20 protein-coding genes are annotated in these 24,541 nt (G+C 46.3%); 12 read left to right on the forward strand and 8 right to left on the reverse strand.

Features of this window, described 5'->3' with window-relative positions; genetic code table 11:
* Position 1: 1 nt before the first annotated feature.
* The 5 genes from ftsA (at position 2) to FRZ54_RS11090 (ending at position 6,556) form a co-directional block, all read left to right on the forward strand.
* On the forward strand, positions 2-1,342 hold the full coding sequence (gene ftsA / locus FRZ54_RS11070; RefSeq protein WP_187359812.1) for a cell division protein FtsA: 1,341 nt from the start codon (positions 2-4) through the stop codon (positions 1,340-1,342).
* A 136-nt stretch (positions 1,343-1,478) separates the two neighbouring features.
* Entirely contained in the window at positions 1,479-3,080 is a 1,602-nt protein-coding gene (ftsZ, locus tag FRZ54_RS11075) for a cell division protein FtsZ (protein ID WP_147031671.1), read from the forward strand.
* Between the two features lie 226 nt (positions 3,081-3,306).
* Positions 3,307-4,551: an aminotransferase class I/II-fold pyridoxal phosphate-dependent enzyme gene (locus FRZ54_RS11080; RefSeq protein WP_147031672.1), complete on the forward strand. Its 1,245-nt coding sequence runs from the start codon at positions 3,307-3,309 to the stop codon at positions 4,549-4,551.
* 83 nt (positions 4,552-4,634) lie between these two features.
* Positions 4,635-6,062 (forward strand): glycoside hydrolase family 125 protein, encoded by a 1,428-nt coding sequence (locus FRZ54_RS11085; protein ID WP_147031673.1) that lies wholly within the window; start codon positions 4,635-4,637, stop codon positions 6,060-6,062.
* Positions 6,063-6,379: 317 nt separating this feature from the next.
* On the forward strand, positions 6,380-6,556 hold the full coding sequence (locus FRZ54_RS11090; RefSeq protein WP_147031674.1) for a histone H1: 177 nt from the start codon (positions 6,380-6,382) through the stop codon (positions 6,554-6,556).
* A gap of 50 nt (positions 6,557-6,606) precedes the next feature.
* Here FRZ54_RS11090 and dapA read toward each other — a convergent pair whose 3' ends face one another.
* Positions 6,607-7,488, reverse strand: a complete 882-nt coding sequence (gene dapA, locus FRZ54_RS11095; RefSeq protein ID WP_147031675.1) for a 4-hydroxy-tetrahydrodipicolinate synthase — start codon at positions 7,486-7,488, stop codon at positions 6,607-6,609.
* A 213-nt stretch (positions 7,489-7,701) separates the two neighbouring features.
* Between dapA and FRZ54_RS11100 the strand changes: the two genes are divergently transcribed.
* The 3 genes from FRZ54_RS11100 to FRZ54_RS11110 all read left to right on the forward strand — a co-directional run bounded on the left by FRZ54_RS11100 (position 7,702) and on the right by FRZ54_RS11110 (position 10,565).
* Positions 7,702-9,297, forward strand: coding sequence for a Gfo/Idh/MocA family protein (locus tag FRZ54_RS11100; RefSeq protein WP_147031676.1), 1,596 nt, complete (start codon positions 7,702-7,704; stop codon positions 9,295-9,297).
* A 124-nt stretch (positions 9,298-9,421) separates the two neighbouring features.
* Complete coding sequence (locus tag FRZ54_RS11105; RefSeq protein WP_228462690.1) at positions 9,422-10,264, forward strand: sugar phosphate isomerase/epimerase family protein; 843 nt, start codon at positions 9,422-9,424, stop codon at positions 10,262-10,264.
* Between the two features lie 115 nt (positions 10,265-10,379).
* Positions 10,380-10,565 carry a hypothetical protein gene (locus FRZ54_RS11110; protein WP_147031678.1) on the forward strand — a complete coding sequence of 62 codons (186 nt, stop codon included), beginning with the start codon at positions 10,380-10,382 and terminating at the stop codon, positions 10,563-10,565.
* Positions 10,566-10,590: 25 nt separating this feature from the next.
* Here the strand turns inward: FRZ54_RS11110 and FRZ54_RS11115 are convergent, their stop codons facing one another.
* From FRZ54_RS11115 to ligA, 4 genes are all read right to left on the reverse strand, one after another.
* A complete protein-coding gene (locus tag FRZ54_RS11115) occupies positions 10,591-10,929 on the reverse strand; it encodes a type II toxin-antitoxin system PemK/MazF family toxin (protein WP_147031679.1) in 339 nt (112 codons plus the stop codon).
* Positions 10,908-11,162, reverse strand: coding sequence for a hypothetical protein (locus FRZ54_RS11120; protein ID WP_147031680.1), 255 nt, complete (start codon positions 11,160-11,162; stop codon positions 10,908-10,910). Before FRZ54_RS11120 ends, FRZ54_RS11115 begins: the two co-directional genes overlap by 22 nt.
* A gap of 85 nt (positions 11,163-11,247) precedes the next feature.
* Positions 11,248-13,698 (reverse strand): DUF5686 and carboxypeptidase regulatory-like domain-containing protein, encoded by a 2,451-nt coding sequence (locus tag FRZ54_RS11125; RefSeq protein ID WP_147031681.1) that lies wholly within the window; start codon positions 13,696-13,698, stop codon positions 11,248-11,250.
* A 154-nt stretch (positions 13,699-13,852) separates the two neighbouring features.
* Positions 13,853-15,868, reverse strand: a complete 2,016-nt coding sequence (gene ligA, locus FRZ54_RS11130) for an NAD-dependent DNA ligase LigA (protein ID WP_147031682.1) — start codon at positions 15,866-15,868, stop codon at positions 13,853-13,855.
* Between the two features lie 340 nt (positions 15,869-16,208).
* Here ligA and FRZ54_RS11135 point away from each other — a divergent pair, with 340 nt between their 5' ends.
* The gene (locus FRZ54_RS11135; RefSeq protein ID WP_147031683.1) at positions 16,209-16,430 is read left to right on the forward strand and encodes a hypothetical protein; all 222 of its coding nucleotides are present in this window, start codon (positions 16,209-16,211) and stop codon (positions 16,428-16,430) included.
* A 130-nt stretch (positions 16,431-16,560) separates the two neighbouring features.
* Here FRZ54_RS11135 and FRZ54_RS11140 read toward each other — a convergent pair whose 3' ends face one another.
* Complete coding sequence (locus FRZ54_RS11140) at positions 16,561-17,481, reverse strand: DUF6263 family protein (RefSeq protein WP_147031684.1); 921 nt, start codon at positions 17,479-17,481, stop codon at positions 16,561-16,563.
* A 239-nt stretch (positions 17,482-17,720) separates the two neighbouring features.
* Complete coding sequence (locus tag FRZ54_RS11145) at positions 17,721-19,487, reverse strand: DUF885 domain-containing protein (RefSeq protein ID WP_228462691.1); 1,767 nt, start codon at positions 19,485-19,487, stop codon at positions 17,721-17,723.
* A gap of 361 nt (positions 19,488-19,848) precedes the next feature.
* Here FRZ54_RS11145 and FRZ54_RS25030 point away from each other — a divergent pair, with 361 nt between their 5' ends.
* The 3 genes from FRZ54_RS25030 (at position 19,849) to FRZ54_RS11155 (ending at position 23,149) form a co-directional block, all read left to right on the forward strand.
* The gene (locus FRZ54_RS25030; protein ID WP_446685952.1) at positions 19,849-20,070 is read left to right on the forward strand and encodes a bacteriocin-like protein; all 222 of its coding nucleotides are present in this window, start codon (positions 19,849-19,851) and stop codon (positions 20,068-20,070) included.
* Positions 20,071-20,152: 82 nt separating this feature from the next.
* Positions 20,153-22,624, forward strand: a complete 2,472-nt coding sequence (locus FRZ54_RS11150; protein ID WP_147031685.1) for a carboxypeptidase-like regulatory domain-containing protein — start codon at positions 20,153-20,155, stop codon at positions 22,622-22,624.
* A 51-nt stretch (positions 22,625-22,675) separates the two neighbouring features.
* The gene (locus FRZ54_RS11155; RefSeq protein WP_147031686.1) at positions 22,676-23,149 is read left to right on the forward strand and encodes a DinB family protein; all 474 of its coding nucleotides are present in this window, start codon (positions 22,676-22,678) and stop codon (positions 23,147-23,149) included.
* Here FRZ54_RS11155 and FRZ54_RS11160 read toward each other — a convergent pair.
* Positions 23,146-24,468, reverse strand: coding sequence for a serine aminopeptidase domain-containing protein (locus tag FRZ54_RS11160; RefSeq protein ID WP_187359813.1), 1,323 nt, complete (start codon positions 24,466-24,468; stop codon positions 23,146-23,148). The genes FRZ54_RS11155 and FRZ54_RS11160 overlap by 4 nt on opposite strands.
* Between the last annotated feature and the right edge of the window lie 73 nt (positions 24,469-24,541).

Below are 24,541 nucleotides of genomic sequence, written 5' to 3' on the forward strand. Positions count from 1 at the left end.
TATGGACAAGAGTTCGACACAAGAGAAAAGTTCGCCAATTGTAGTTGGATTGGACATTGGTACCACCAAAATATGCGCCATCGTCGGTCGCCGCAGTAAAAACGGCAAGATCGAGGTACTGGGTATCGGCAAGGCCGAATCAGCCGGGGTAACCCGCGGTATGGTATCGAATATCGACAAAACCGTGCAGGGTATTATCCAGGCGGTTGATGTCGCGGGTACGCAATCCAATGTCGAGATAAGGGTGGTGAACGTGGGTATTGCCGGGCAGCACATCAAAAGTTTGCAGCACCGGGGTTTAATAACCCGGCGCGACCTGCAGTCGGAGATAAGCCGCAAGGATATAGATAAGCTGGTGGAAGATATGTACAACCTGGTAATGCCGCCGGGCGAAGAAATAATCCACGTGTTGCCACAGGAATTTACCGTCGACAACGAGCCGGGTATCAAAGATCCGATAGGCATGGCAGGGGTGAGGCTGGAAGCGAACTTCCACATCATATCCGGCCAGGTAACGGCTATCAAAAATATTGTGAAATGTGTCAATAAAGCCGAACTGGAGAGCCAGGAACTGATACTGGAACCATTGGCGTCTTCTGAATCGGTATTGAGTGACGAGGAAAAAGAAGCCGGGGTGGTATTGGTGGATATAGGCGGCGGTACTACAGACGTCGCTATTTTCCACGAAGGTATCATTCGCCATACTGCGGTTATTCCTTTCGGCGGTAATAGTGTTACCGAAGATATCCGCGAGGGCTGTTCGGTAATGCGCAACATCGCAGAGCAACTGAAGGTAAGGTTCGGTTCGGCCCTGGCTGAAGAAAATAAAGAGAATGAGATAGTTTGTGTGCCCGGTTTACGCGGCCGCGAGCCAAAGGAAATATCGGTTAAAAACCTGGCTTACGTGATACAGGCCAGGATGGAAGAGATAGTAGAGCATGTGTACTACGAGATCAAATCATCCGGCTACGAGAAAAAGCTGATCGCAGGCATCGTAATAACCGGGGGTGGGGCCCAATTGAAGCATTTGCCGCAGCTGGTGGAGTACGTAACCGGGCTGGATTGCCGCGTCGGTTACCCTAACGAGCACCTGGCCAAGAACGAGGTTTTACCGAAACCGGTTTATGAGGAATTACAGAGCCCGACCTTTGCTACCGGTATCGGTTTGTTGATAAAGGGGATCCAGAAAATGGAGTATAACGAGGTGCCGGTGAACACCACGGTGAAGACAGAAAAGGCTAAATATAGCGAGGATAAGCGCTTTGGTTTGTTCGGCAAATTGCTGGAAACAGGCAAGAAATTTATCAAGGACGACATCAAGGATGAAGATTTCTTGAAGTAAGAAGCGGTATTTATTCACAATCAATGACTTTTCCACAATATTGACAATTGTGGAAAAACATTGTTGAAAAAGTAATAATATTACAGATAGGTTAAATTAATAATAGGTCGTTCACATTTAGCTGAAAATTAGGAATATGCAGTTTGAGATGTTAAAAGAAAAGTCGTCCATCATCAAAGTAATTGGTGTTGGCGGCGGCGGTGGCAACGCGGTAAACCACATGTACAAGCAAGGTATCACAGGTGTTGATTTCATCATTTGTAATACTGATGCACAGGCTTTGGAGTTGAGCCCGATCCCTAATAAAGTACAGTTGGGCGCCAGTTTAACCGAAGGGATGGGAGCAGGTTCGATACCCGAAGTGGGTAAAAATTCGGCTATTGAAAATATCGACGATATTAAATTGATGCTGGGTTCCAACACCAAGATGCTGTTCATAACGGCAGGTATGGGTGGTGGCACCGGCACCGGCGCAAGCCCTATCATAGCCAAAGCCGCCCGGGAGATGGATATCCTGACGGTGGGTATTATCACAACGCCGTTCTCATTCGAAGGAAAGCGTCGTAAAATGCAGGCTGAGGAAGGTTTGGAAGAATTGAAAAAGTATGTCGATTCATTCCTGGTAATTTCAAACGACAGGCTTCGCCAGGTATTTGGTAACCTAACGCTGGGTTCGGCATTTGCACAGGCTGATAATATATTGACAACAGCAGCCAAAGGCATCGCTGAGATCATCACCTTACCCGGCTATATCAACGTCGACTTTAAGGATGTGCGTACGGTGATGAAGGACAGCGGCGTAGCCATTATGGGCAGCGCATCTGCCGAAGGCGATAACCGCGCACTGAAAGCGGTAGAGGGTGCCTTATTGTCGCCGCTATTGAAAGATAACGAAATTGAAGGTGCGAGATATATCCTATTGAACATCAGTTCGGGCGAGCAGGAAGTGACGATGGATGAAGTGAGCGTGATCACCGATTTTATACAGGAAGAAGCCGGCCTGGCAGCCGACCTGATCTGGGGTAACTGCCGCGACGAGGCTTTGGGCGAAAAACTTTCGGTAACTATCATTGCTACCGGTTTCCAAACCAAAGATGAACGTGAAAAAGAGCAGATCAACAAGAAGGTAGTAACTCACCTGGTGCCCGAAAACAATAACCTGGTAAAACCTGTGGTTAACGAATTTATAAACCACGTAAAACCTGTTGAGACGGCCGTAAACGAGCCTTATATGAAGGCCAAAGAGGAGCCACAAAAGCAAACCGGGTTATTCGACCTGTTTGGCGCTAAAGAGGAAACAGCCGATACAGAAGCCGTTAGATATAACCTGGCTGAAGAGCCTGCCCCTGCCGAACCCGAAGCGATGGAGGAGATGACCTTTAAGATCACCGACTCGGTTATGCAGTTTGAGCCCGTGAAGGAAACCTTTCCCGAGCCGGAACCCGAACCGGAGCCGGTAGTTGGCGCGGACGATCATAAAACCGACGAGTCGATAGAAGAGCAGCTGCGCAAATCGCGCGAGCGTATTATGCGGTTGAAAGATCTGAGCATGAAACTGCGTAACGGTAATATACAGGAACTGGAGAATGTACCGGCTTACAAACGCAAGGAAATAGCCCTGCAGCAAACGCCACCGTCTGACGAGAGCCAGGTATCAAGGTTTTCGCTTTTGCAGGACGAAGAAGGGAATATAGAGATCAAAAATAATAACTCATTCCTGCATGATAATGTCGACTGAGATTTGAGATGAATTTGCAGATCATAACCAATAGCTAAACAATTATGAGGAGAGGCACATGAAAATGTGTCTCTTTCATTTTACAATAAATTGGATGGGTATGCTGCGAATTTGAAACAATTGGCCACCGCAAGCCTGTTATAACCTATTATAAAAAGTTATAAGCTTTGGCAAAGCGGCGTTTTAGGGCTATATTTGTATTTTAATCATTAAAAAGGACAACACATTGGATCTGTTTGACAAGATATCGAAAACAATGGGCGGGCCGCTTGGTCAGCATCAAAAGTGGTCGCACGGGTATTTTTCGTACCCTAAGCTGGAGGGTGAAATTGGTCCCCATATGCAATTTAACGGCAAAGAACACCTGGTTTGGAGCCTGAACAATTACCTGGGGCTGGCTAACCATCCGGAAGTTCGCGAAGCTGATGCAAAAGCAGCTGCCGACTATGGCTTGGCTTACCCGATGGGCGCGCGTATGATGTCGGGCAATTCAATACACCATGAGGAACTGGAGAACGATCTGGCTGCTTTTGTCGGCAAGGAGGACGCTTACCTGCTTAACTATGGTTACCAGGGTATGGTGTCGATCATCGATTCATTGGTGGACCGTAACGATGTTATTGTTTATGATGCCGAGTCGCACGCTTGTATCATAGATGGTTTGCGCATGCACATGGGCAAACGCTTTGTATACCAGCATAACGATATGGAAAGCTGCGAAAAACAGCTGGAGCGTGCTACCAAATGGGCTGAGCAAACCGATGGCGGCATATTGCTGATAACCGAAGGTGTTTTCGGTATGTCGGGTGCGCAGGGAAAATTGAAGGAAGTTGTTGAGCTGAAAAAGAAATTCAATTTCAGGATATTGGTAGACGATGCCCACGGTTTCGGTACTATGGGGAAAACAGGCGCTGGCACGCACGAGGAGCAGGATTGTGTTGATGGTATAGACGTTTATTTCGGCACCTTTGCCAAGTCGATGGCTGGGATAGGCGCTTTTGTTGCCGGCGATAAAGAAGTGATCGGTTACCTGCGTTACAATATGCGCTCGCAAATATTTGCCAAAGCATTACCTATGCCAATGGTATTGGGCCTTAAAAAACGTTTCGAGCTATTAAAATCGAAACCTGAACTGCGCGAGAAGCTTTGGGAAATAACCAATGCGCTGCAGGCCGGTCTAAGGGAACGCGGTTTTAACCTGGGCGTTACCAATACTATGGTTACCCCGGTATTTTTGGAAGGCGACCTGTATGAGGCAACCGCCTTAACCCGCGATTTCCGCGAACATTACGGGATATTCTGTTCTATCGTTATCTACCCGGTTATTCCTAAAGGACTGATCCTGCTCAGGTTAATACCTACCGCCGCCCATAGCATGGAAGATGTTCAGCGGACGCTGGATGCTTACAGTGAAATGGGTGAGAAATTAAAGGCCGGTTATTATAAAGAAAATAAAATGGAGGTAGTGTAAGCAACTTCTTAAAACATTTTTAAAAGCCTTTCGGTTATACGAAAGGCTTTTTTATTTTTACACCAACCAACATTTACCTTGCTATGCTGAACCGTCGCGACTTTATAAAATTAAATGGCGTTACCGCCGCCGGAATGGGAATTGGACTGAAACCAAACTGGTTCGATTTTCAACAATTGGAAAGTAAGCGCATCAGTCCGAATTTGCGCCGGTTTACCAGTACGGCGGTCGAAAATACTATCACCCGTATTAAAGCTGAGATCCGCGACCCTCAAATAGCCTGGCTGTTCGAGAATTGCTATCCTAACACGCTGGATACTACCGTTAAATTTAAAGATAAGGACAACAAACCCGATACCTTTGTGATAACCGGCGATATAGACGCGATGTGGTTGCGCGATTCATCGGCGCAGGTTTGGCCGTATTTGCCGCTCATCAAAGGCGACGCGGAGCTAAGGAAGCTGATACTGGGGGTGCTTAACCGCCAGAGTAAATGTATACAGATAGATCCCTACGCCAATGCCTTTAACGAAAAGGCCACCGGCAGCGAATGGGATAAGGACAACACGGATATGAAGCCCGAACTGCACGAGCGCAAGTGGGAGGTCGACTCGCTTTGCTATCCCGTGCGCCTTGCTTATAATTACTGGAAAATTAGCGGCGACAGCGGTTTTTTTGATGCCGAATGGCAAAATGCCGGAAAATTAATATTGCATACCTTTAAAACCCAGCAACGCAAAAAGAACCATGGGCCCTATCACTTTCAACGCCGGACCGAAGTGGCCAGCGATACCGTGCCGAACGGTGGGTATGGCAATCCGGTAAGGCCCGTTGGCTTGATCTGCTCCATGTTCAGGCCGTCGGACGATGCGACTATTTTCCCGTTCCTGGTGCCATCCAATTATTTCGCCGTATTGAGCCTGAAACAGCTGGCCGAAATGTTTGAGACCATCGCCCACGACCATGTTACGGCAAAAGAATGCCGCGCACTGGCAACCGAGGTTTATACCGCCCTGCAAAAATATGCTATAGGCCACCACGCCGTTTATGGTAATATATTGGCTTACGAAGTTGACGGTTTTGGCAACCAGCTGTTTATGGATGACGCCAATGTACCGAGTTTACTGGCCATGCCTTACCTGGGTGCTATGAAGGTGAGCGATCCGCTTTATCAAAGCACACGTAAATTTGTACTGAGCGCGGCTAATCCATATTTCTTCAGGGGCAAAGCCGCCGAAGGTATTGGCGGCCCCCATGTGGGCATGGGTTACATCTGGCCAATGAGTATTATTATCCGTGCCATCACCTCCACAAGCGAGGCCGAGATAATAACCTGCCTTAAATGGCTGAAAAATACCAATGCTGACACCGGTTTTATGCACGAATCGTTCAATAAAGACAATCCGGCCGACTTTACACGCAAGTGGTTTGCCTGGGCAAATACGCTTTTTGGCGAATTGATCATCAAAATTCACCAAAATCACCCTCAAATATTAAAACAGGTTATATAACTATTGTTTTGTTATTGGTGTAATCAATATTTTAAATTAATATGCCTCTAAATGCATTTAATGTAAAATTGGTGTTATATTTAATTGCTGGATAATTAATTCTTCAATACTGAAATAGCATAATACTTATGATTTTTTAGTTATAAGTATTATTGAATATTAAAATTGTCTACGGGGTATGTAGATATTCAAAATGTGGAAAAAAACCACTGCTAAGGCATTATTTTTTATAGTTAAAAGTTTTTTTTTTAATAAAAAGGATTTAGATTAGCTTTAATTAAAACAATAAACCTCAATATTTAAAAGGAGTAACTCAAATGAAAAAATTTACTGATGTAAAAAACCTTGTTGCGTCTTTAGAAGCTGATGCTGACAAATTCTACAACAAAGGAAACAGCGCGGCCGGAACTCGTGTTCGTAAAGGCATGCAAGATCTTAAAAACTTAGCTCAAGCGATCCGCCTGGAAATTCAGGAATCAAAAAACAAAGCATAAAGTATAGCTTTACTTTATCACTTAAGGCCCGTACTAACCCTACGGGCTTTTTATTTGGCTAATTTTTGGGTTTCTTTTACGATCTTGTCAGCAAGCGCGCTGCTTACCTGCACCAGGGGTAGGCGTACGATGTCGCCACAAACACCAAGGGCCTTTAACGCAGTTTTTACACCCGCTGGGCTGCCTTCGGCAAACATCATACGGGTAAAATCTATTACGGAGGAATGCCCTTTTTGGGCTGATTTAAAATCACCCTTTAAACACAGCCTTATCATATCCGAAAACTGGCGCGGCAATGCGTTGCCAACTACCGAAATGACACCGGCGCCGCCCAATGCGATCATGGGTAAACTGATCGGATCGTCGCCGGATATCAGCAGGAAATCTGACGGCTTGTCGCGCATGATCTGGTTCAGCTGGTCGAAATTACCCGATGCTTCCTTCATGGCTATGATATTTTTAAAATCACAGGCAAGCCTCACCGTCGTTTCAGCCGACATGTTGCTTCCGGTACGGCTCGGTACGTTATATAGAATAATTGGCAGGGGAGATGCTTCGGCTATCGCTTTATAATGCTGGTAAATGCCTTCCTGCGTAGGTTTGTTATAGTTCGGGCTGGCCGACAGGATGGCATCGTAACCTGCTGTATCGAAACTTTTTACTTCGTTTACAACATCAAAGGTATTATTCCCACCTATACCCGCAACCAGCGGGACGCGGCCATTGTTAACTTCGGCGGTAAAGGCCCACACCTTCTTTTTCTCATCTTTACTTAATGTAACGCTTTCGCCGGTTGTACCAAGGGAAACGAGGTATTCAACCCCGCCGTCTATTAAATAATTGATGAGATCGCGCAGCGCATTGTAATCAACCTGTCCATCTGTTTGGAAAGGTGTTACCATAGCTACGCCGGTGCCGTAAAATTTGTTCATGGTCGTTATAAAAAGGACGCTAAGATAATAATTTGTTTTTTTACAGGCACCTTAAAGTTAAGAGGCCTTATCAGCGGCCCGTAAAAATTAGCTGCGGTAATGTAACAGATTTGTGGCGCAGCCTCATATTTTCGATAAATAGATTGTTATATTCCTTTTTTTCTGTCAATTTTAATATTGCTATTCTTCTCACCAATTATAAACCCACCTAAAATGAAAAAAGAGCTTACTCAAAATGGTAATGGTCTGCCGCCTTCCGGCGAAGAAAAATCTGAAAATGGCGCTTCGCATATCGATCGCCGGAAATTTATCAAAACTGCTGCAACAGGCGCGCTGGCTTTTAGTATTGTGCCGCGATATGTACTTGGCGGAAATGGCTATGTTGCGCCAAGTGATAAATTAACGCTTGCTTATGTCGGCTGCGGTACGCAGGGATTCAGGGAGTTGCTGCCTTTGCTGGCTGTTAACGATGTGCAGGTAGTGGCCGTTTGCGACCCTAATAAAGATGCGGTAGGGTACCGGGACTGGTCGCCGAACGGATTGAAGAGCGAGATAAGGAACGCCATTGGCAAACCCGACTGGAATCCGGGCGGCGATAACACTATCCCCGGCGGGCGGGATAACGGGAAAGATATTGTTGATACCTATTACAGCAATAAGCGCGGCGGGGATAATTTTAAAGGCTGCAACGCTTATGCCGATTACCGCGAACTGCTTGAAAAGGAAAAAGACGTTGATGCGGTTAAGATAATGACACCCGACCACCTGCACGGGTTATTTGCTATTGCAGCCCTTAAGCGCAATAAGCACGTGCTGATGCATAAACCGGTTTCTAACAGGCTGCTGGAAGGGAAGACGGTGATAGAACTGGCACGCCAGAAACCCAATATTGTAACACACCTTGTTCCCTGGGATTCAAACGGCTCGATGGACCAGGTGATGGAGTGGATAAACGGGGGTAAGATAGGTAAGTTAAAGGAGGTGCATAACTGGACCAACCGCCCGGTATGGCCGCAGTTTCCGACGCTGCCAACGGAAACCGTGCCCGTACCCGACGGCCTGAACTGGGACCTGTGGCTTGGCCCTGAAGCTGACCGCGCCTATTCGCCCGAATATACCAACATGTTTTTCAGGGGGTGGTATGATTTCGGCGGAGGGTCGATGGCGGATATGGGACACTATAGCTTATGGACGGTATTTAATGCCTTGCAATTAACCTCGCCCGAAGTTATTGAACCAAATTTAACACATTTTGTAACCATGAGCGGCGTTGTTCCCCACCAGGTGCGCAACGATTTCTCGTTCCCGATGGGTAGTTCGGTGCGGTTCAAATACCCGAAAAATGGCGACCGGCCAGCTGTCGACCTGGTATGGTACGACGGCGGCATACGCCCCGCACTGCCCGACGAACTGATAGCCAATAACGAAGAGTTACCTGCAGAAGGGATGATGTTTGTGGGCGAAAAGGGCAAGATATTGTCCGGCTTCAACATCCAGAACCCCCGGCTTTTCTCGAAGAAGAAAAAACCGGTATCGGCGCCAACACAGGCCATCAATTCTTATGCGCAAAATAAAATGGTAGATGCTTTGACGTTGTTTGCTACCAATTGCAAAGCCGGTACCCAATATCCCGGCAGTTTCCCCGAAGCTGAGGGCCTTACCGAAGCAGTTAACTTTTATGCAGCTTCGCTGCGTTCGGCCCATTTGCTTAAATACGATGCAACCGCCAGGCAGATAACCAATATACCTGACGCCAATAAATATTTGAAACGCGATTACAGAACCGGCTGGGACCCTGCGACTATTTAGCCTTACCCCAACCGTTCTTCAAAGGAGAAGGGTCTATTATCTCGAATTTAAAAGTCCTCTCCTTTGGAGAGGATTTAGATGAGGCTGACAATAGGCAGTTTTTATAACTATTAAATTCATGAAAATGAACAGGAGAAAATTTATAAGTCAAAGCACAATGGGCGCAGGGGCAATGCTGTTGCTACCGGAATTTTTAAAAGCTGATGGTAGAGCGAAAGTTAAACACCCCATCGGTTTCCAGACCTACCCGATAAGGGATATGGTTACCAGGGATTTTGCCGGCACCATGAAAACGATGGCAGGCATGGGTTACCAGTATACAGAAATGTGTTACCCCGCCGGGTATGATGACTTTAAACCACTGGCATCGGTCAAAGCTTCCGATCTGAAAAAGATGATCGAAGATGCCGGGCTGAAGTGCCCGAGCTGCCATTTCGGGATGAATAACCTGAAGAACAATTTTGGCGATTGCATCGAATTTGCCCACGCACTCGGCATGACGCAGGTTGTAACCCCTGGTTTGGAAACGCCGGGAAAAACCATTGACGACTTTAAAAAAGCCTGCGGCGAATTAAACGCCATTGCCGCTAAGGCAAAAAGCGAAGGCCTGGCAACCGGCCTGCACAACCATGAAGGCGAATTTAAAATGCTGGATGGTGAGCTTATTTATGACGCGATCCTGGGTGCGCTTGACGCCGGCCTGGTAAAAATGCAGTTCCAGACAGAGGTGATCAAATTAGGTTATAAAGGGTCCGATTACTTCAAAAAATACCCCGGCAGGTTTATTTCGGCTCACTTATCCGACTGGACGGCTGATAAAAAACAGGTGCCGGTAGGGCAGGGTGTTATTGATTGGAAGGAGTTTTTCGCCGCGGCAAAAACCGGAGGCGTGAAGAACTTCTTTGTCGAAATGAATTTTGATACGTATAAGGATAGCGCCAGTTATATACATGGGTTGTTGGGATAGAAGAAACGCGTATTTTAATTCACCCCGACGTTGCTATGCTCGTCGACCCTCTCTACCGCAAGCGGTAAAGAGGGTTTTTTTATAAATTTTGTTTAATTTTATAAAAAAGTAAGTCATGGAAGGTGTAAGTTATATGACAGATCATCATAACCGCAAAAAGGCAGTAGTGATCGATTTGAAAACTATTGAGCAGCACGAAGAGGATGTTCATGATCTTATTGATACCTTAATTGCCGAAAGCCGCAAGAACGATGAATTAATTGATTGGGAAAAGGCTAAAGAGGATTTGACGTTATATTGAGTGATTTGCGAACTATAGACTCCGGTCAAAAGACCCTTTTTATCAAATGAAGGATACCGGATAAAGTTTGAGAATTAACCTCGCTGATCTTACCTATAATTTGCTTCTCCCAAACCCGGATCGTCATAATTTTGTTGCACCGCACTTCACTACCGTAGGGCAATGACTGCGACAGATCGTCATTGTTTAAAGCATACGAGAACTCAGAATCGCGGGTTTTTGTGGTTATCGGGCAAACCAGGACATCATTATCCAATTGGTTGCTTATCTCATTAGAAACAACAATTGCAGGCCGGAGTTTGGTTTTGGCAGGTTTGTCGGTTAACGGATAATGTACCGCAATTACATCCCCTTGTTTGTACATTGAAGGCGGTCCTTTATAAAATCATCCCAATGTTCATTTTCGGTGCCTTCCCATACTTCCTGAAAAGATTCCAGAGATATGGCAGTCATCATGTCGGTGGTTACTTCGTTACCATTATCCAAAGAAGTTTCATACAGCATCATATCCCGCACCTCCTTTTTAATTTCCGGTTTCATCGCTTTAAAAAGTGTCCAGAATGCCAGCGCTTCTTTTGAATGTTTAATTGTTAGCATACCAATATTAAACGTAATACAAACTTATAAAAAATTAGGATTATATACAATATGTTATATTAAGGCAGCATGTTAGGCAGTATGATTAAAAACTCACCCCCACCCTCAACCCATTCTTAATATTGCTGCCGCTGTTGAACGACGTACCGTACATTACCCTGAAACCAAAATACTGCAGGCCCACACCCAGCTCCATATAGTTTTTCAACTGCGGCGTTGACAGGTAATTGAAGTCGACGATCTCCTGTAATTTCAGCTTGCGTATCAGTGGTATCTTGTTGGTAATAAAGCCCGAGAAGTTGTGCTCTGCATGGGCCTCGATATATTGATCAGGTGTGCTGAACTGGTAATAATCCAGCAGTAAAAAGCTGTTGATGCCGCTTTTGTAGAAGGTTACCTGGTTGCCGCTGAATTGTTTAAAGTCGGGATAATACAGGCTGTTCGCATTCAGGAATTTACCCGCGCCGACGAAGAATGATGTACGCCCGTACATACCCAGGCTGATGTCCTGCTTACTGATATCAGCCGCAAGCAGGTCGTAATCCACCGCGGAGCCAAAGATGTTTTTGATGCCTTTGGTAAAGGTCAACCCGATGGTTGGGTACTCCGATGGCAAATATCTGCGGCCGAAAGGATAAGTTTCGTACTTATTGCTGAAATCGTAGGTGGTTCTCAGGGTTACCTTGAACGACTGGTTTTGCGGAAATAATGGATGATCAACAGCCTGTGTCAAAGGGTTGTTCGACGTAAATGCATGATCGCCGGGGTGAAAGAAGCTGTAGCCACTTGTATTGGGCAGCCATTTCCTGTCGGCCCATTCAACGGATGCGCTTGCCTGCCATCCGCCGGTTATCCTGCCGGAAAGCGATGCGGCCAGGAATTTCTTTTGGTATAATTTCTCGTAGTTTTCGCGCTCGAACAGTGTATAAACTGAATTAACAAACGGGGATATCGGCTCGTGGTTATTCAGGTCGACCACATCGGTTCCTCCGCCAAGATTAAGGTAAAAATTGCCCACGGGCAGTGTAGTATTGGCGCTGGCGTTGAATAAATGATTTGAAAAACCATACCGTACCTTCGCCCCAAACGAAACAAACTTCCTGCTATTGCTGTCTGCCTGTTTCCGGTAGCTGAAACCATAATTCAAAACCGGACCCTCTACCGTATTGTATTGTATCGACGTCACCAGCGGGTCAAGGTGATAAAACGCATGCTTATACCGGTCGATGATGTTGATGCCGGTTAATACCAGGCCCGTTGGTGTTACTTTGTTAGTGGCTTTGTCCAATGAATCCAGGTAGGCTTTTGTTTCCCTTTTCGCCGCCAGCTTTTCCTTTTTCCTGTAATCGGTGCGTTCCTCTTCGGTAAGGGGTATCGGCCTTTCCCTGTTCCAGAAGGCAGTGTCATTTTTGTTGACTTTTTGGGGGATGTTCAGCAATTCGTTAAACTCGTGCTTTTTAAAGGTTGGGTTCAGGTCGTAATCCTTATAAACCGATATGAAGTAGCCCTTTAGCCTGAAACCAAACAGGCCACCGCTAAATTCGAACTTGTTCGACGACTGAAGCCACCTGTTGGAGTCGACTGGCATAAACTGCTGGTTGATGCGCAGCGTATCAGCAAAGTTGATATTGGCGCGACTCGTAATATACAGGTCGAGTGCATAGATGCGCCAGCTGCCGTCGATGATATAAATAAAGCCGTCGAAACAGGGATCATGGCCGCGCTTGGGCGTAACACGTATCTTGTTAATGAGCACTCCGTTTTCGGTAGAGGTGCCCATCAGTTTATATTTATAGTAGAACAGGGCATTGTCCGACACCGGCGAAACGAGCGGCCTGTTGCTCAACCCCTGCCAATCCTGGAAATTTTCGTAAAAGTTTACCTTGGCATCAGTTGCCCGGTTAAAGCTGAACATGCGGTTGCTGCCCGAGAATTTGGAGGATACCATCTCCTCGTGTAATTGGCCAGGATATTTATAACTCAGTTTTGACTGGGATTCGGACAGGTAAACAATACCCCTGCGGTTGGAGTCCAGCCCAATTTCCCGGCCTATTTGATTGATGTCTGCACCCATAAATTTCTTTGGTGCGGCAACAAGTTTTTGTAAACCTTTGATATACACATCGCAGGTATAAGCTTTTATCTCGTTTAAGTGGGCCTTCCGCCGCCGTACTGCTTTGCGGATAATAGCGTAGGCAGGGTCCTCGCCTTTAGCGCTGATGGTGACGTCGCTTAGTTGGTATACCTCGGCATTAAGCGTAATATTGAGTACTGTATTGGTTTTAAGATCGACGGCGCGGCTTTCCTGCTTATAGCCCACGGCGCGGTATAAAATTTCGTACCTGCCCGGCTGCAGCTTTAGTGTATACTCACCCTCGCTGTTTGCCGAAGTGCCTTTGGTAGTGGTTTTAACGTAGATACTTGCAAAGGGAACCGAATTGCCACTTTGATCGGTGATCTTCCCGCTCAGCGTTACCTGGGCCGATGCAGCTGTGCAGATAAATAGAAAAATGAAAGCAGGTAAGGTAAATCTCATATACAGCAGACTTTATGCTAAGATGAGTTTAATTGGGAATAGTTACGAGAGGCGAGGTGTTAATTAGTGTTAAAACACGATTTCATGATTTTTGAGATTAGCAGGATTTTGAGATTAAGCAAATGGATATAATCTTTAAAATCCATCAAATCTCTTAATCGTGTCCCAGCATCCCCATCAACTCCTCATCACTAATTATAGGGATGTTCAATTTCGTCGCCTTCTCCAGCTTAGCCGGACCCATATTATCCCCCGCCACCAGGTAATCCAATTTGGCCGATATACTGCTCAGTATCTTGCCACCGTTTTGCTCGATGATGTCCTTCAATTCATCGCGCGATTTGGCAAATGTCCCGGATATAATAAATGTCTTGCCCGAAAGCTTATCGCTGGCCAGTACCACTTCTTTTTCTTCGGCAGTAAACTGCAGGCCCTGGGCCTGCAGCTTTTCTATTTCAGCCCGGTGCTGCGGGTCGGTAAAATATTCTATCACGCTTTTGGCTATGCGTTCGCCTATCTCTTCCACGGCGTTTAGTTCGTCAAATGATGCTGCCATTAAAGCATCTATCGTCTTGAAATACATCGCCAGCTTCTTCGCCACCGTAGCGCCAACATAACGTATGCCTAAGCCAAACAACACCTTTTCAAACGGCTGCTGTTTCGATTTTTCTATCCCATCCAGCATATTGTTGATCGATTTCTCGCCAAAGCGCTCCATCGTTTTCAGCTGATCGGCTTTGGTATGCAGGTCGTATATATCGCTTATGTGGCAGATAAAGCCCTTCTCGTAAAGCGTCTCTATCGTCTCGTCGCCCAGCCCGTCAATATTCATCACCTTCCGCCCTGTAAAGTGCTGCATTTTACCGACGATCTGTGGGGCGCAGCCTTCATCATTAGGGCAGTAAAACGCCGCTTCGCCTTCCTTGCGTTCCAATGCCGTGCCGCATACCGGGCAATTGGTAATGTATTTGATAGGCGCGGCACCCGGTTTGCGTTTCTCCAGGTTTACGCTGATGATCTTAGGGATGATCTCGCCCCCCTTTTCCACGTATACCCAATCGCCTTCGTGCAGATCGAGCCGGATGATCTCATTCGCGTTGTGCAGTGTGGCACGTTTGACCGTAGTTCCTGCTAAAAATATCGGCTTTAAATTAGCCACCGGCGTTACCGCACCGGTACGACCCACCTGGTAGCTTACGCTTTGCAACTCGGTTTCCACCTGTTGCGCCTTGTATTTGTAGGCAATGGCCCAGCGTGGCGATTTGGCCGTAAAACCAAGCTCCTCCTGCTGCGCGTAGCTGTTTACTTTAATTACAATGCCATCTATATCATAGCTCAGGTCGAAGCGTTTGCTTTCCCAGTCGCCAATAAATTTCAATACTTCTTCGATATTACCGCAAAGCCGGCTCTCACTGTTTACCGGGAAACCCCAGCTTTTAACCGCTTGTAAACTTTCCCAATGGGTACTGAACAGCCTTCGTTCGGTATATAAAAAATACATAAAGCTATCCAGCGGGCGTTTGGCTACTTCGGCCGAATCTTGCAGTTTGATGGTGCCCGAAGCAAAGTTCCTTGGGTTGGCATAGGGCGGCTCGCCGTTCTCAATGCGCTCCTCGTTCAGCCGGTCAAATGCTTTCAGGTGCATAAATACCTCGCCGCGTATCTCGAAATCATCCGGGTAGTCGCCTTCGTGAAGTCGCTTGGGTATGCTGCGTATGGTTTTTACGTTGGTGGTCACTTCGTCGCCCTGCGTACCATCGCCGCGGGTTACGGCGCGCACCAGGTGGCCCTTGTCATAGGTCAGGCTCATGGACAGCCCATCGAACTTGAGCTCGCATACGTATTCAAAATTATCGCCTATGGCTTTTTTAATGCGCTGATCAAAGTCGACCAGTTCCTGTTCATTATAGGTGTTGCCCAGCGATAACATGGGCCAGCGGTGCTTTACCGTCTGAAACTCCTTCGTAATAAACCCGCCCACATTTTGCGTCGGCGAATCCGGGTCTATCAGCTCGGGGTACTGTGTTTCCAGCGCAACCAGTTCTTCCAGCAGCTTATCAAACTCAAAATCCGAGATGGATGGCATGGCCAGCACATAGTACCTGTAACTATGTTCCTTTAGTTCGGCCGATAACGCCGCGATACGTTTTTTTGCTTCCTCAAATGACATGGAACGAAGATAGGGAGTAGGTAGTCAATGGTCAATAGTCAATAGTCAATAGTCGATAGTCGATAGTCGATAGTCGATAGTCAATAGTCGATAGTCGATAGTCGATAGATTTTTGGCATGGTAAGTTATTTTTTTTTATTTGAATTGGAATTTACAGAATTCTGTTTATTCTCAGGTTCTGATTCAGTCAATAGTGGCATCCTTTGCACAACTTTCTCCTTTTTGCGTTCCCCTTCCTCTCTTCTTTATTTTTCACAACAACTGTAACTTATAGGCCGCGAACCTCGTTTCACTATGTATAAATAATTCATATTGACAAACGTGAGGGAGGACTTCGGACATGAACACAGTTAACACTTCTTACTGGACAAATTTAGTAGTAGACATCATTACCAAACAGGGCGCTTCGTTTGAATTTGCGATGTGCATCATCAGTAAAACGCCGGGCTTCGTGCTTTCGGGCGTTACTGTTGCCGACCTGGAGCAAAACGTAGTGGAAGTAATGGTCAACACCATTTCGCTCGACGCCGCGCGCGAGGCTAAACTCGCCAGGGCCAATTAATAATATCGTTATCTGCTCACTTAATTCTTAAACAGGCAGAAGAAGCCGGTATTGCCTGATTGACTATGGATGCGTTTCGGCGCAGGATGAACACATTTTTTAGCCAGAAGAAGGAAGCAGCAAACCGTACTTAATTATCGCTGATCGTCTGGTCGTCCGTGATCGTCATCGGGATGATCATGCCACCGGGCAGTTTGGGGTTATCTTTGATCTCGACGTTACCTTTAATCACCTGGTTTATACGGGCCTCGGCTATCCAGCCGCTTTCCCGGTCAATTTTCAGATCGTATTGCGAAACGCCGTTGATGTTATATTTCATCGGCATGCCATTCATTTCAGTGAATTCGGTATTGTTTGACGGCGAGATCACCGATTCGCCATGCACCATATAAGCGCTGGCAGTAATATCGTTCAAAGTAAAGGTGGTGGTCATTTTGGTTTGCATCGCTGTTTGCATATCAGTATTCACAGACCATTTATCGTTTTTCTCTACCTTCACATCCGGAAATATTGCCGTACCGATCTCCATATTACTTTTGAATGCTTTTGGGCCGAACGAGGTCATCAACTGCTCTCTGAATTGGGTCATTTGTTCCTCCGATAATTGCGTCACGCCTTCAAAAAGCCCTTTTGACAAGGCCCCGGTATTACTTATCGAAAGTAATTTGCCTGTTTTGGACATTACGATCGAAAACGGTTTATTGGTCATGTTACCCATGATGACCGAGAAGATGTCGTTGGGATCCTTTTTGTCCGATTCAAAATTTATAGTACCGCCGGGCAGTGTCATTTGCATGCCTATACGGTCGTACTTAACCTGCATGGCGTACGCGGTATCCATAACAGCAGTTACCGTGAATGCCATTTTTGCCGTAATGGTGGAATTAATATTCTGAAACTGGCCGCTGATAGTTTGGCTGACAGCCATATTGGTGTTAGTGACCATGTAATAGGTGTTACCCTTGACCAGGTGAAGCGCCAGGGTCGATTTTTGTGCGAAGGAGGATATGCCTGTAAGCAGGAGTATGCTGAATGATATAAGTTTTTTCATGACAGGGGTAAGAAACCGTTTGAATGCCTAAGCCGTTGATTATTAAAGTACTTATACGAATAGGGTCCATGATGGTTTCGTGTAAATTTCTAAGTAACAACACGTTACGGGCAAAAAAGTTTCAGCCGGTGTAAAGTATTTTTGTACGGATTAATAATGCACCTGTATTTAAACCGGTGCAATAAAAGAACAGCGATGAATAAGGATCATCGCTGTTCTTTTTTTCCGGGAATTCCGGTTTAATGCTGGGCGGGGGCCTCCTTGGCCAGCATAGCCTCTTTTATCAGTTTTACAGGTGCGTTGCCGAAACTCAAAAACCGCTCGTTAAATTCCTTCAGGTTATACTTGTCACCCATTTTGCTTTTATAATCGTCGCGCAGGTCCATTATCTCCTTGTAGCCGGTATAATAGCTATCCAGTTGTACACTGGTCACACTCACGCGCTTCCATTTGTTGTCAGCCTCGGCTTGCTGCTGAAAGGCCTCGCGGGTTAACATCGTAATGGCTTGTTGCCTGGACAGGTTAAGACAATGCACGCTATAGTCCAATATCGTGTTACATACCGACCTCAGGTTCCATTTGTACCACATCAGCCACATTTCGGGCGAGTTATCGCCAAAACCGGCGTCGAGCATCATTTGTTCGCTGTATACGGCCCAGCCTTCAACCATGGCGCCGTTGCCAAAGATGGATTTTATCATGCTGGGGGTTTTATTGGCATAAACCAATTGCACGTAGTGCCCCGGTATCGCCTCGTGGATACAGAGTATCTGTAAAATGTAGTCATTGTATTCCCGCAAATAGCTCTCAGCGCGGTCGGGCGACCATCCCGAAAGGCTGCCCACGTTAAAGTACGAGTTTTGCCCCGCATCGTACGGACCGGGCGAACTCATAGAGGCACCGGCTACCCCGGCCATATAGCCCGGTTCTTTACGCACCAGCAGCGGCTTGGTTGGGTCGAGCGTAAGCAGGTCCTTCGATGTGACAAACTGGGTAAGTTTTGGCAGCTCCTTTTCAATGGCACTTTGGAACTCGCCGGGCTGTACGTGTTTTGAAGACAGGGTATCTATCATTTTGCCTATCAGCTCCAGCGTATCGGCAGGCATTGGCGCGTTACCGAAATATTTTGGCCAAAGTTTGACGCTTATCTTCGCCATTTCATGGTGCACGGCTTTTTTACGATCTACCGCCGCATTGTAAATCTGCTGCGCCGTTTTTGACGATTGTATCTCGTATTTAAATTTGTCCTCGTACAGGTCCTTACCCAGCCTGAAGCTGCGGGGTTTGTCGTTTTTCAGGTTTTTCAGAAAGTCGGCAAAACCTTTGATGGCGTCGGCAGACAGTTTTGCGCGGTCGAGCATCAGCTTTTTGGTCGCATCGGGGATATTTGTTTTCTTAAGCGAATCGGCAAAGTCGGTTTCAAATACGCCCACACCACCCATGTGCTGGTCAATGGCCAGTTCTGTAAGCTCTGTAACCGGGTTTTTTATCTGTTTTTCAGCCTCTTTATAAAATGCCGGTATAGCCGACATCTTTTCATAAAAACTGGTTAGCCGTTTGGCAAGCGGCGCATAATGTTCGTTCAGGATGTAGGCAAAGGTACCGATGACATTGTACGATGACGGGTCCCACTCGTAGGCTTTTAGTTGCTGCTCGCGCCACACCATGTACTGCATCTGGTTTTGCAGGATAGCGTAATCCATTTTGTTCGATTCCAAAAATGTCGCCGGCGAGTAGCGGCCCAATGAGTCAAGCTGAACTTTGGCAAATTTGATCAGCTTTTCCCGGTTCTTCTTGTCGGGAACCAGTAACACGCTGTCATATTTATGATAACCGACGCTGGTGCCCCAGTCGGGGTTCAGTTTCCAGAACTCGTCGAGAAAATGTTTTTCATAGTCGTTGAAGGCAGCATCGTCAATACTCCCCTGCAAAGGCCCTGTCGAGTCTTTTTTGCATGCAGTGAGCGTAGAGGCCAGCAGGAAGAAGATGGTTATCTTTTTTATCACGTCGGATGGATTTTAACTTGGATGGATAAACTTAAAAACAATTTGGGCAAAGGCAAAGTAAAATTGTTGAAGTAAATTATTCAGAGAGTTCCTATTGGCTTCACATACTTATTCGTTAGTTTTTGAAAATACCGTGAAAACACGGGTTGACCGGGAAAAATAGAGGCCATAAATTAGACACATGACCTGAACCTATGCTTTCGAATAGTTCCGCACATCGGCAATTGTATTTAAATCAATGCTTTATAAGCAATAAAATACTTTTTGGCCAAAATAAAGGAGCATGCACTTAACATACATGTGGCCCAAATGCCGGGGCGTGGTTGCGGCAAATACCTGTTAATTTAAAATATTTAATTTTATGCAAAAGTTTCAAAAACTCAGCCGGGCTGAGATGAAAAATGTATTAGGTGGGCAACCTGGCGGACCCGGTGGCTGCACATTAAACAAAAGTTGCACGGCTGTTTTCTTCGACGGACACAATACTGTAACTGGACCTGGTAAATGCGACGTTTCTTGTAATTGTATTCCTGATAGTGGAGGGGGCTCCAACTACGGTTTTTGCACTAATACAGATTTATAATAAGGACGACCGGATGGTTTCATCCGGTCATTACCTAATTTACCAAATAAGCAATGATACGCATTTAGAATTTGGATATCCTATGAAAAAAATCACGTGCCTTTTATTATTTCTAAGTACTGCACCACTAATTTATAGTCAGGAAACTGTTTTTTTAAATAGAATTGCCAATGTTGTAAATTACCAGCGGACTTCAGACAGCCTCTTCCTTACCCGAGCGACAACAACCCTCTCGCGCCAACCCGCACAGGAAAAAGTCTATTTACATTTAGACAAACCCAACTACAGCTTCGGCGACACGATCTGGTACAAAGCCTACACGGTCATCGGTCAAAAGCACCAGCTATCGGCGCTAAGCGGGGTGCTGTATGTCGAACTGATCAGCCCTAAAGACACGCTGGTAACACGCCAGGCCCTGCCGCTGGCATCAGGCGTCAGCTGGAGCGAGATCCCGCTGGACCATACGCTGAAACAAGGCACGTACCGCCTGCGCGCCTATACCCGCTGGATGCGGAACAAACCGGAATATATTGATGAACAAAAGATAAGGATAGGCGGCATCGCCCCGCAAACAACTAACAAAGCAACAACAGAACCGCTTGATATCCGGTTCTTCCCCGAAGGCGGCGAACTGGTGAACGGCGTACGGTCAAGAGTAGCCGTCAAATGCACCGGAATGAACGGGCTGGGCGAAGACATCAAAGGAACCATACAGGACAATACCGGCAACATAGTAGCCGATTTTACCACCCAACACCTGGGTATGGGCACCTTTGCCTTAATACCCGAAGCAGGAAAAACCTATAAAGCCATCATCACCCTGCCCGGCGAAAGCAAATACACCACCGATCTGCCCAAAGCCAAAACAGAAGGCTACACCTTAACAATTAACAATAACGAACCCGACAGCATCTACCTCAAAATAAGCACCAACGAGGAAACGCTGAACAAACAAAAGGGCCAGAGCTTTTACATCATCGCCCAAAGCAATGGCAAAGTATACTATACCACTGAAGGCAAACTGGAAAGCCTAAGCTATATCGCCCAGATACCAAAAAGTAAATTCCCCGAAGGCATTACCCAGTTCACCCTGTTCAGCCAAAGCGGCGAACCCATAGCCGAACGGATCGCCTTTATTAATAACAAAGCCGATGAGCTTAAAGTCGGCATAAGCCCGATCCAAACCCCCGGTCAAAAGACCACGCTAAACATCACGGCAACCGATCAGAACAACAAAGGCAAACAAGGCACTTTTTCGGTATCGGTGATCAGCGAAAGCAAGGTACAGCCCGATGAGAACGACGAAAGCAGCATCATCAACAACCTGCTGCTTACCTCGGAACTAAAAGGCTATATCGAACAGCCCAACTATTATTTTACCAATATAAGCGAACAAACCAATACAGCTTTGGATAACCTGATGCTTACGCAGGGCTACCGCAGGTATGAATGGAAACAAATACTGGACACCACGACTAACAATACAGCAATAAAATATCCCCCCGAACGCAGCCAGGAGATCAGCGGCATCCTGACCACCCCCGGCGGCAAACCGGTACCCAATGGCAAAATAACACTGGCAGCCGTCAAGGAAAAAATATTCAGGGACACCACGGCGGATGAAGAAGGACACTTCACTTTCAATAACCTGTACATCAGCGATACCACCACGCTGGTACTAAGGGCACGAAAGGCCAACAAGGGCAGCAATGTGCTGATCAAAGCCATCCCCCCGGACTACCCGAAGATAGAACCCACCACCAACACAGGCAATATACCCAATACCGACACCCTAAAAGCGCAGCAGCAATACAAACAATACCAGCAGGATCAAAAGATTGATCTTTCGGGATACGGCAGGGGACTAAAGACGGTCAACATCGTGGGCCTGAAGAAAGCAAAGAAACCTGACATGAGGTTTTCTGCCAACTTGCACGGCGGGGGTAACGCGGACCAGGTGATCATGTATACTGATTTGGGTCCATGTGTGAGCATTGGTGATTGCCTGGGCGGTAAAATCAGAGGGGTAACTATTTACCGTAGCTCGTCAGTCGATGGCACTATAGTCGCTTTAAACAACGGACGCAGTCCGATGTCAATAATTTTAGATGGCCAAGTGTTGCCGCCTTCATATCTGAGTCAAATAAATACAGACGAGGTTTATAGTATTGAAGTACTTCGTAGTGGTTTTGCGACCAATATTTATGGGAGAAGTATTTCGGGTGGCGGAGCATTGGTAATCACCACTAAAAGAGGTACTGAATGGGCCACCGACCTCTATAATATTCCACCGGCGGGTGTAGTCACCCTTAAGTACAAAGGGTTCCACAAAACCAAAGCTTTTTATCAGCCTAAATACGCACCAAAAGCCGATAGCCCTGGGAGTGCCCGCAGCACCATATACTGGAACCCCAATATGCTGACAGATAAAGACGGCAAAGCATCGCTGGATTATTTTACGCCGGATGTAAAAGGAACTTACCGGGTAGTTATAGAAGGTATTGATGACGACGGTAATTTGGCAAGGCAGGTGTACCGGTATGAAATTAAATAGTTATTTGCCAACCAATTTGATGATATCTTGTTGAAAAGAAAAGGATACGAAATGGATCAGCACAAAATATTGACAGATGAATTGGTAAAGCTGCTGAACGGCGGCAGCGCCCATGCAGGTTTTGACGATGCAATTAAGGGGTTGCCAAAGGAGGCGAGAGGTATTAAGCCGGATAAATTGCCGTATAGCATCTGGCAACTGGTGGAGCATATACGTATTGCACAATGGGATATGCTCGAATTCAGCAAAAGCGAAAAACATGAGTCGCCGGCCTGGCCCGGTGAGTACTGGGTTAAAGAGACCGCCCCGGCCGATGAATCGGCATGGGAAAGATCGATCAAACAGATAGGTGATGACCGCGACGAGTTTATCAAACTTTTAAAGCAAGGTGATATTTACAAAGCTATCCCTCATGGCGACGGCCAAAGTATTTTGCGCGAGGCTTTGCAAATAGCCGACCACAATGCCTACCACGTAGCCGAGATCATCGTCATCCGCAGGTTGCTCGGGGCCTGGAATTCTTAATTGATCCCATTAATAAATTTAACGATATCCGGTATCAGCTCTGCTTTTAAAGGCAGGTCCGGATTTTTGTAGGTTGCCAGGTTTTGATCCTTGTCAGCCGGTGCCTCCTTTAAAACATGGTTCATGCCCGGTATGATGATCAGTGTCGCGTCCGACTTGCCCTTTTTCAATCTTTCCGCATCAGTTACAGCAACCTGCAGGTCGGTTGTACCCTGGAGGATGAGTGTTGGTACTTTTACTGATTTAATAACATAAAAAGGATCGTACCTGAACCACGATACCAGGTATTTTTGAATGCTCGGCCTTGCTATGAAATAAAGCCCCGGGTCGATATTATCAATGGTCTTGCCTTTTTTCATGCTGTCGGTAAGGGTTTTAAAACCATCCTGTATAAATTTGGGCTGGCTTTTAAGTTGCTCAGTTATGATCTTATCGGCTCGTTGCCCGGCTCCTGCTACAGAGATATAGCCCTTAACCGGCTGGTCGCGCGTGGCAAGCATGCCAACCAGCGAACCTTCGCTGTGCCCTAATATGATCACTTTCGAAAATCGTTCGTCGTTGCTCAGCATTTGCACCAGTCCAACAGCGTCATCAACGTAATCATCAAAACGCAGGTCAGATTCTTTATTACTGGTCTGGCTCTCGCCTATCATCCGTTTATCATACCTGACGGAAGCTATACCGTTTTTGCCCAAACCTTCGGCAATATCTTTATAGGCATTGGTTTCAAGCCCAAGTTTTTCGCTATTGCCGTTACGGTCAGTCGGGCCCGAGCCTGCAATAATTAGCACTACCGGTATTTTACCCGATGCATTTTTAGGCATGGTCAAAGTGCCATGTATGGTAGCTGATAATGTTTTTAATGCTATCGGAGACTCGGCCAGCGAAGGGTCCATGCTTGGTTGCTTTGGCGCGCTTTCGGCTGACCCGGTTTTTGCTGTTTCTGCCGGCGCCGGCGTATCAAGTGGCTTCAACAGCAATCCGATGATCTGGTCTTTGTCATTTAACGATATCCGCAAAGCCAGCGCTGCATTTTGAAACGTAGCTTTATACAGGCCCACTGGCGGTGTAAAACTGGTGAAATCAGTTTGATTAAGGTTGCCAAGCTGGTTTCGTAATTGAACAGTAGTAGCTTTGAAATTATCCAGCGTAAGCGCAGCGATCATCTGCGGGCCAAACATTTTATAAATACTGTCGGGCTGATTGTTATTATAAAAAAGCTTGAACTTATTTACCGCCGCGGCATAATTGGCCGGCTCCGTTTGTGCCGAAACTTTGAAAGAAATGGCTGCGAACAATAGAAGAATAGTTTTTTTCATTTGATGGTCATCGGGGAAACAAATATAGTATCTCAAATTTAATAAACTTACTCCGGTACTGTTTTGATCCCCT

The organism is Mucilaginibacter ginsenosidivorans, from assembly GCF_007971025.1.
Lineage (GTDB): Bacteria > Bacteroidota > Bacteroidia > Sphingobacteriales > Sphingobacteriaceae > Mucilaginibacter > Mucilaginibacter ginsenosidivorans.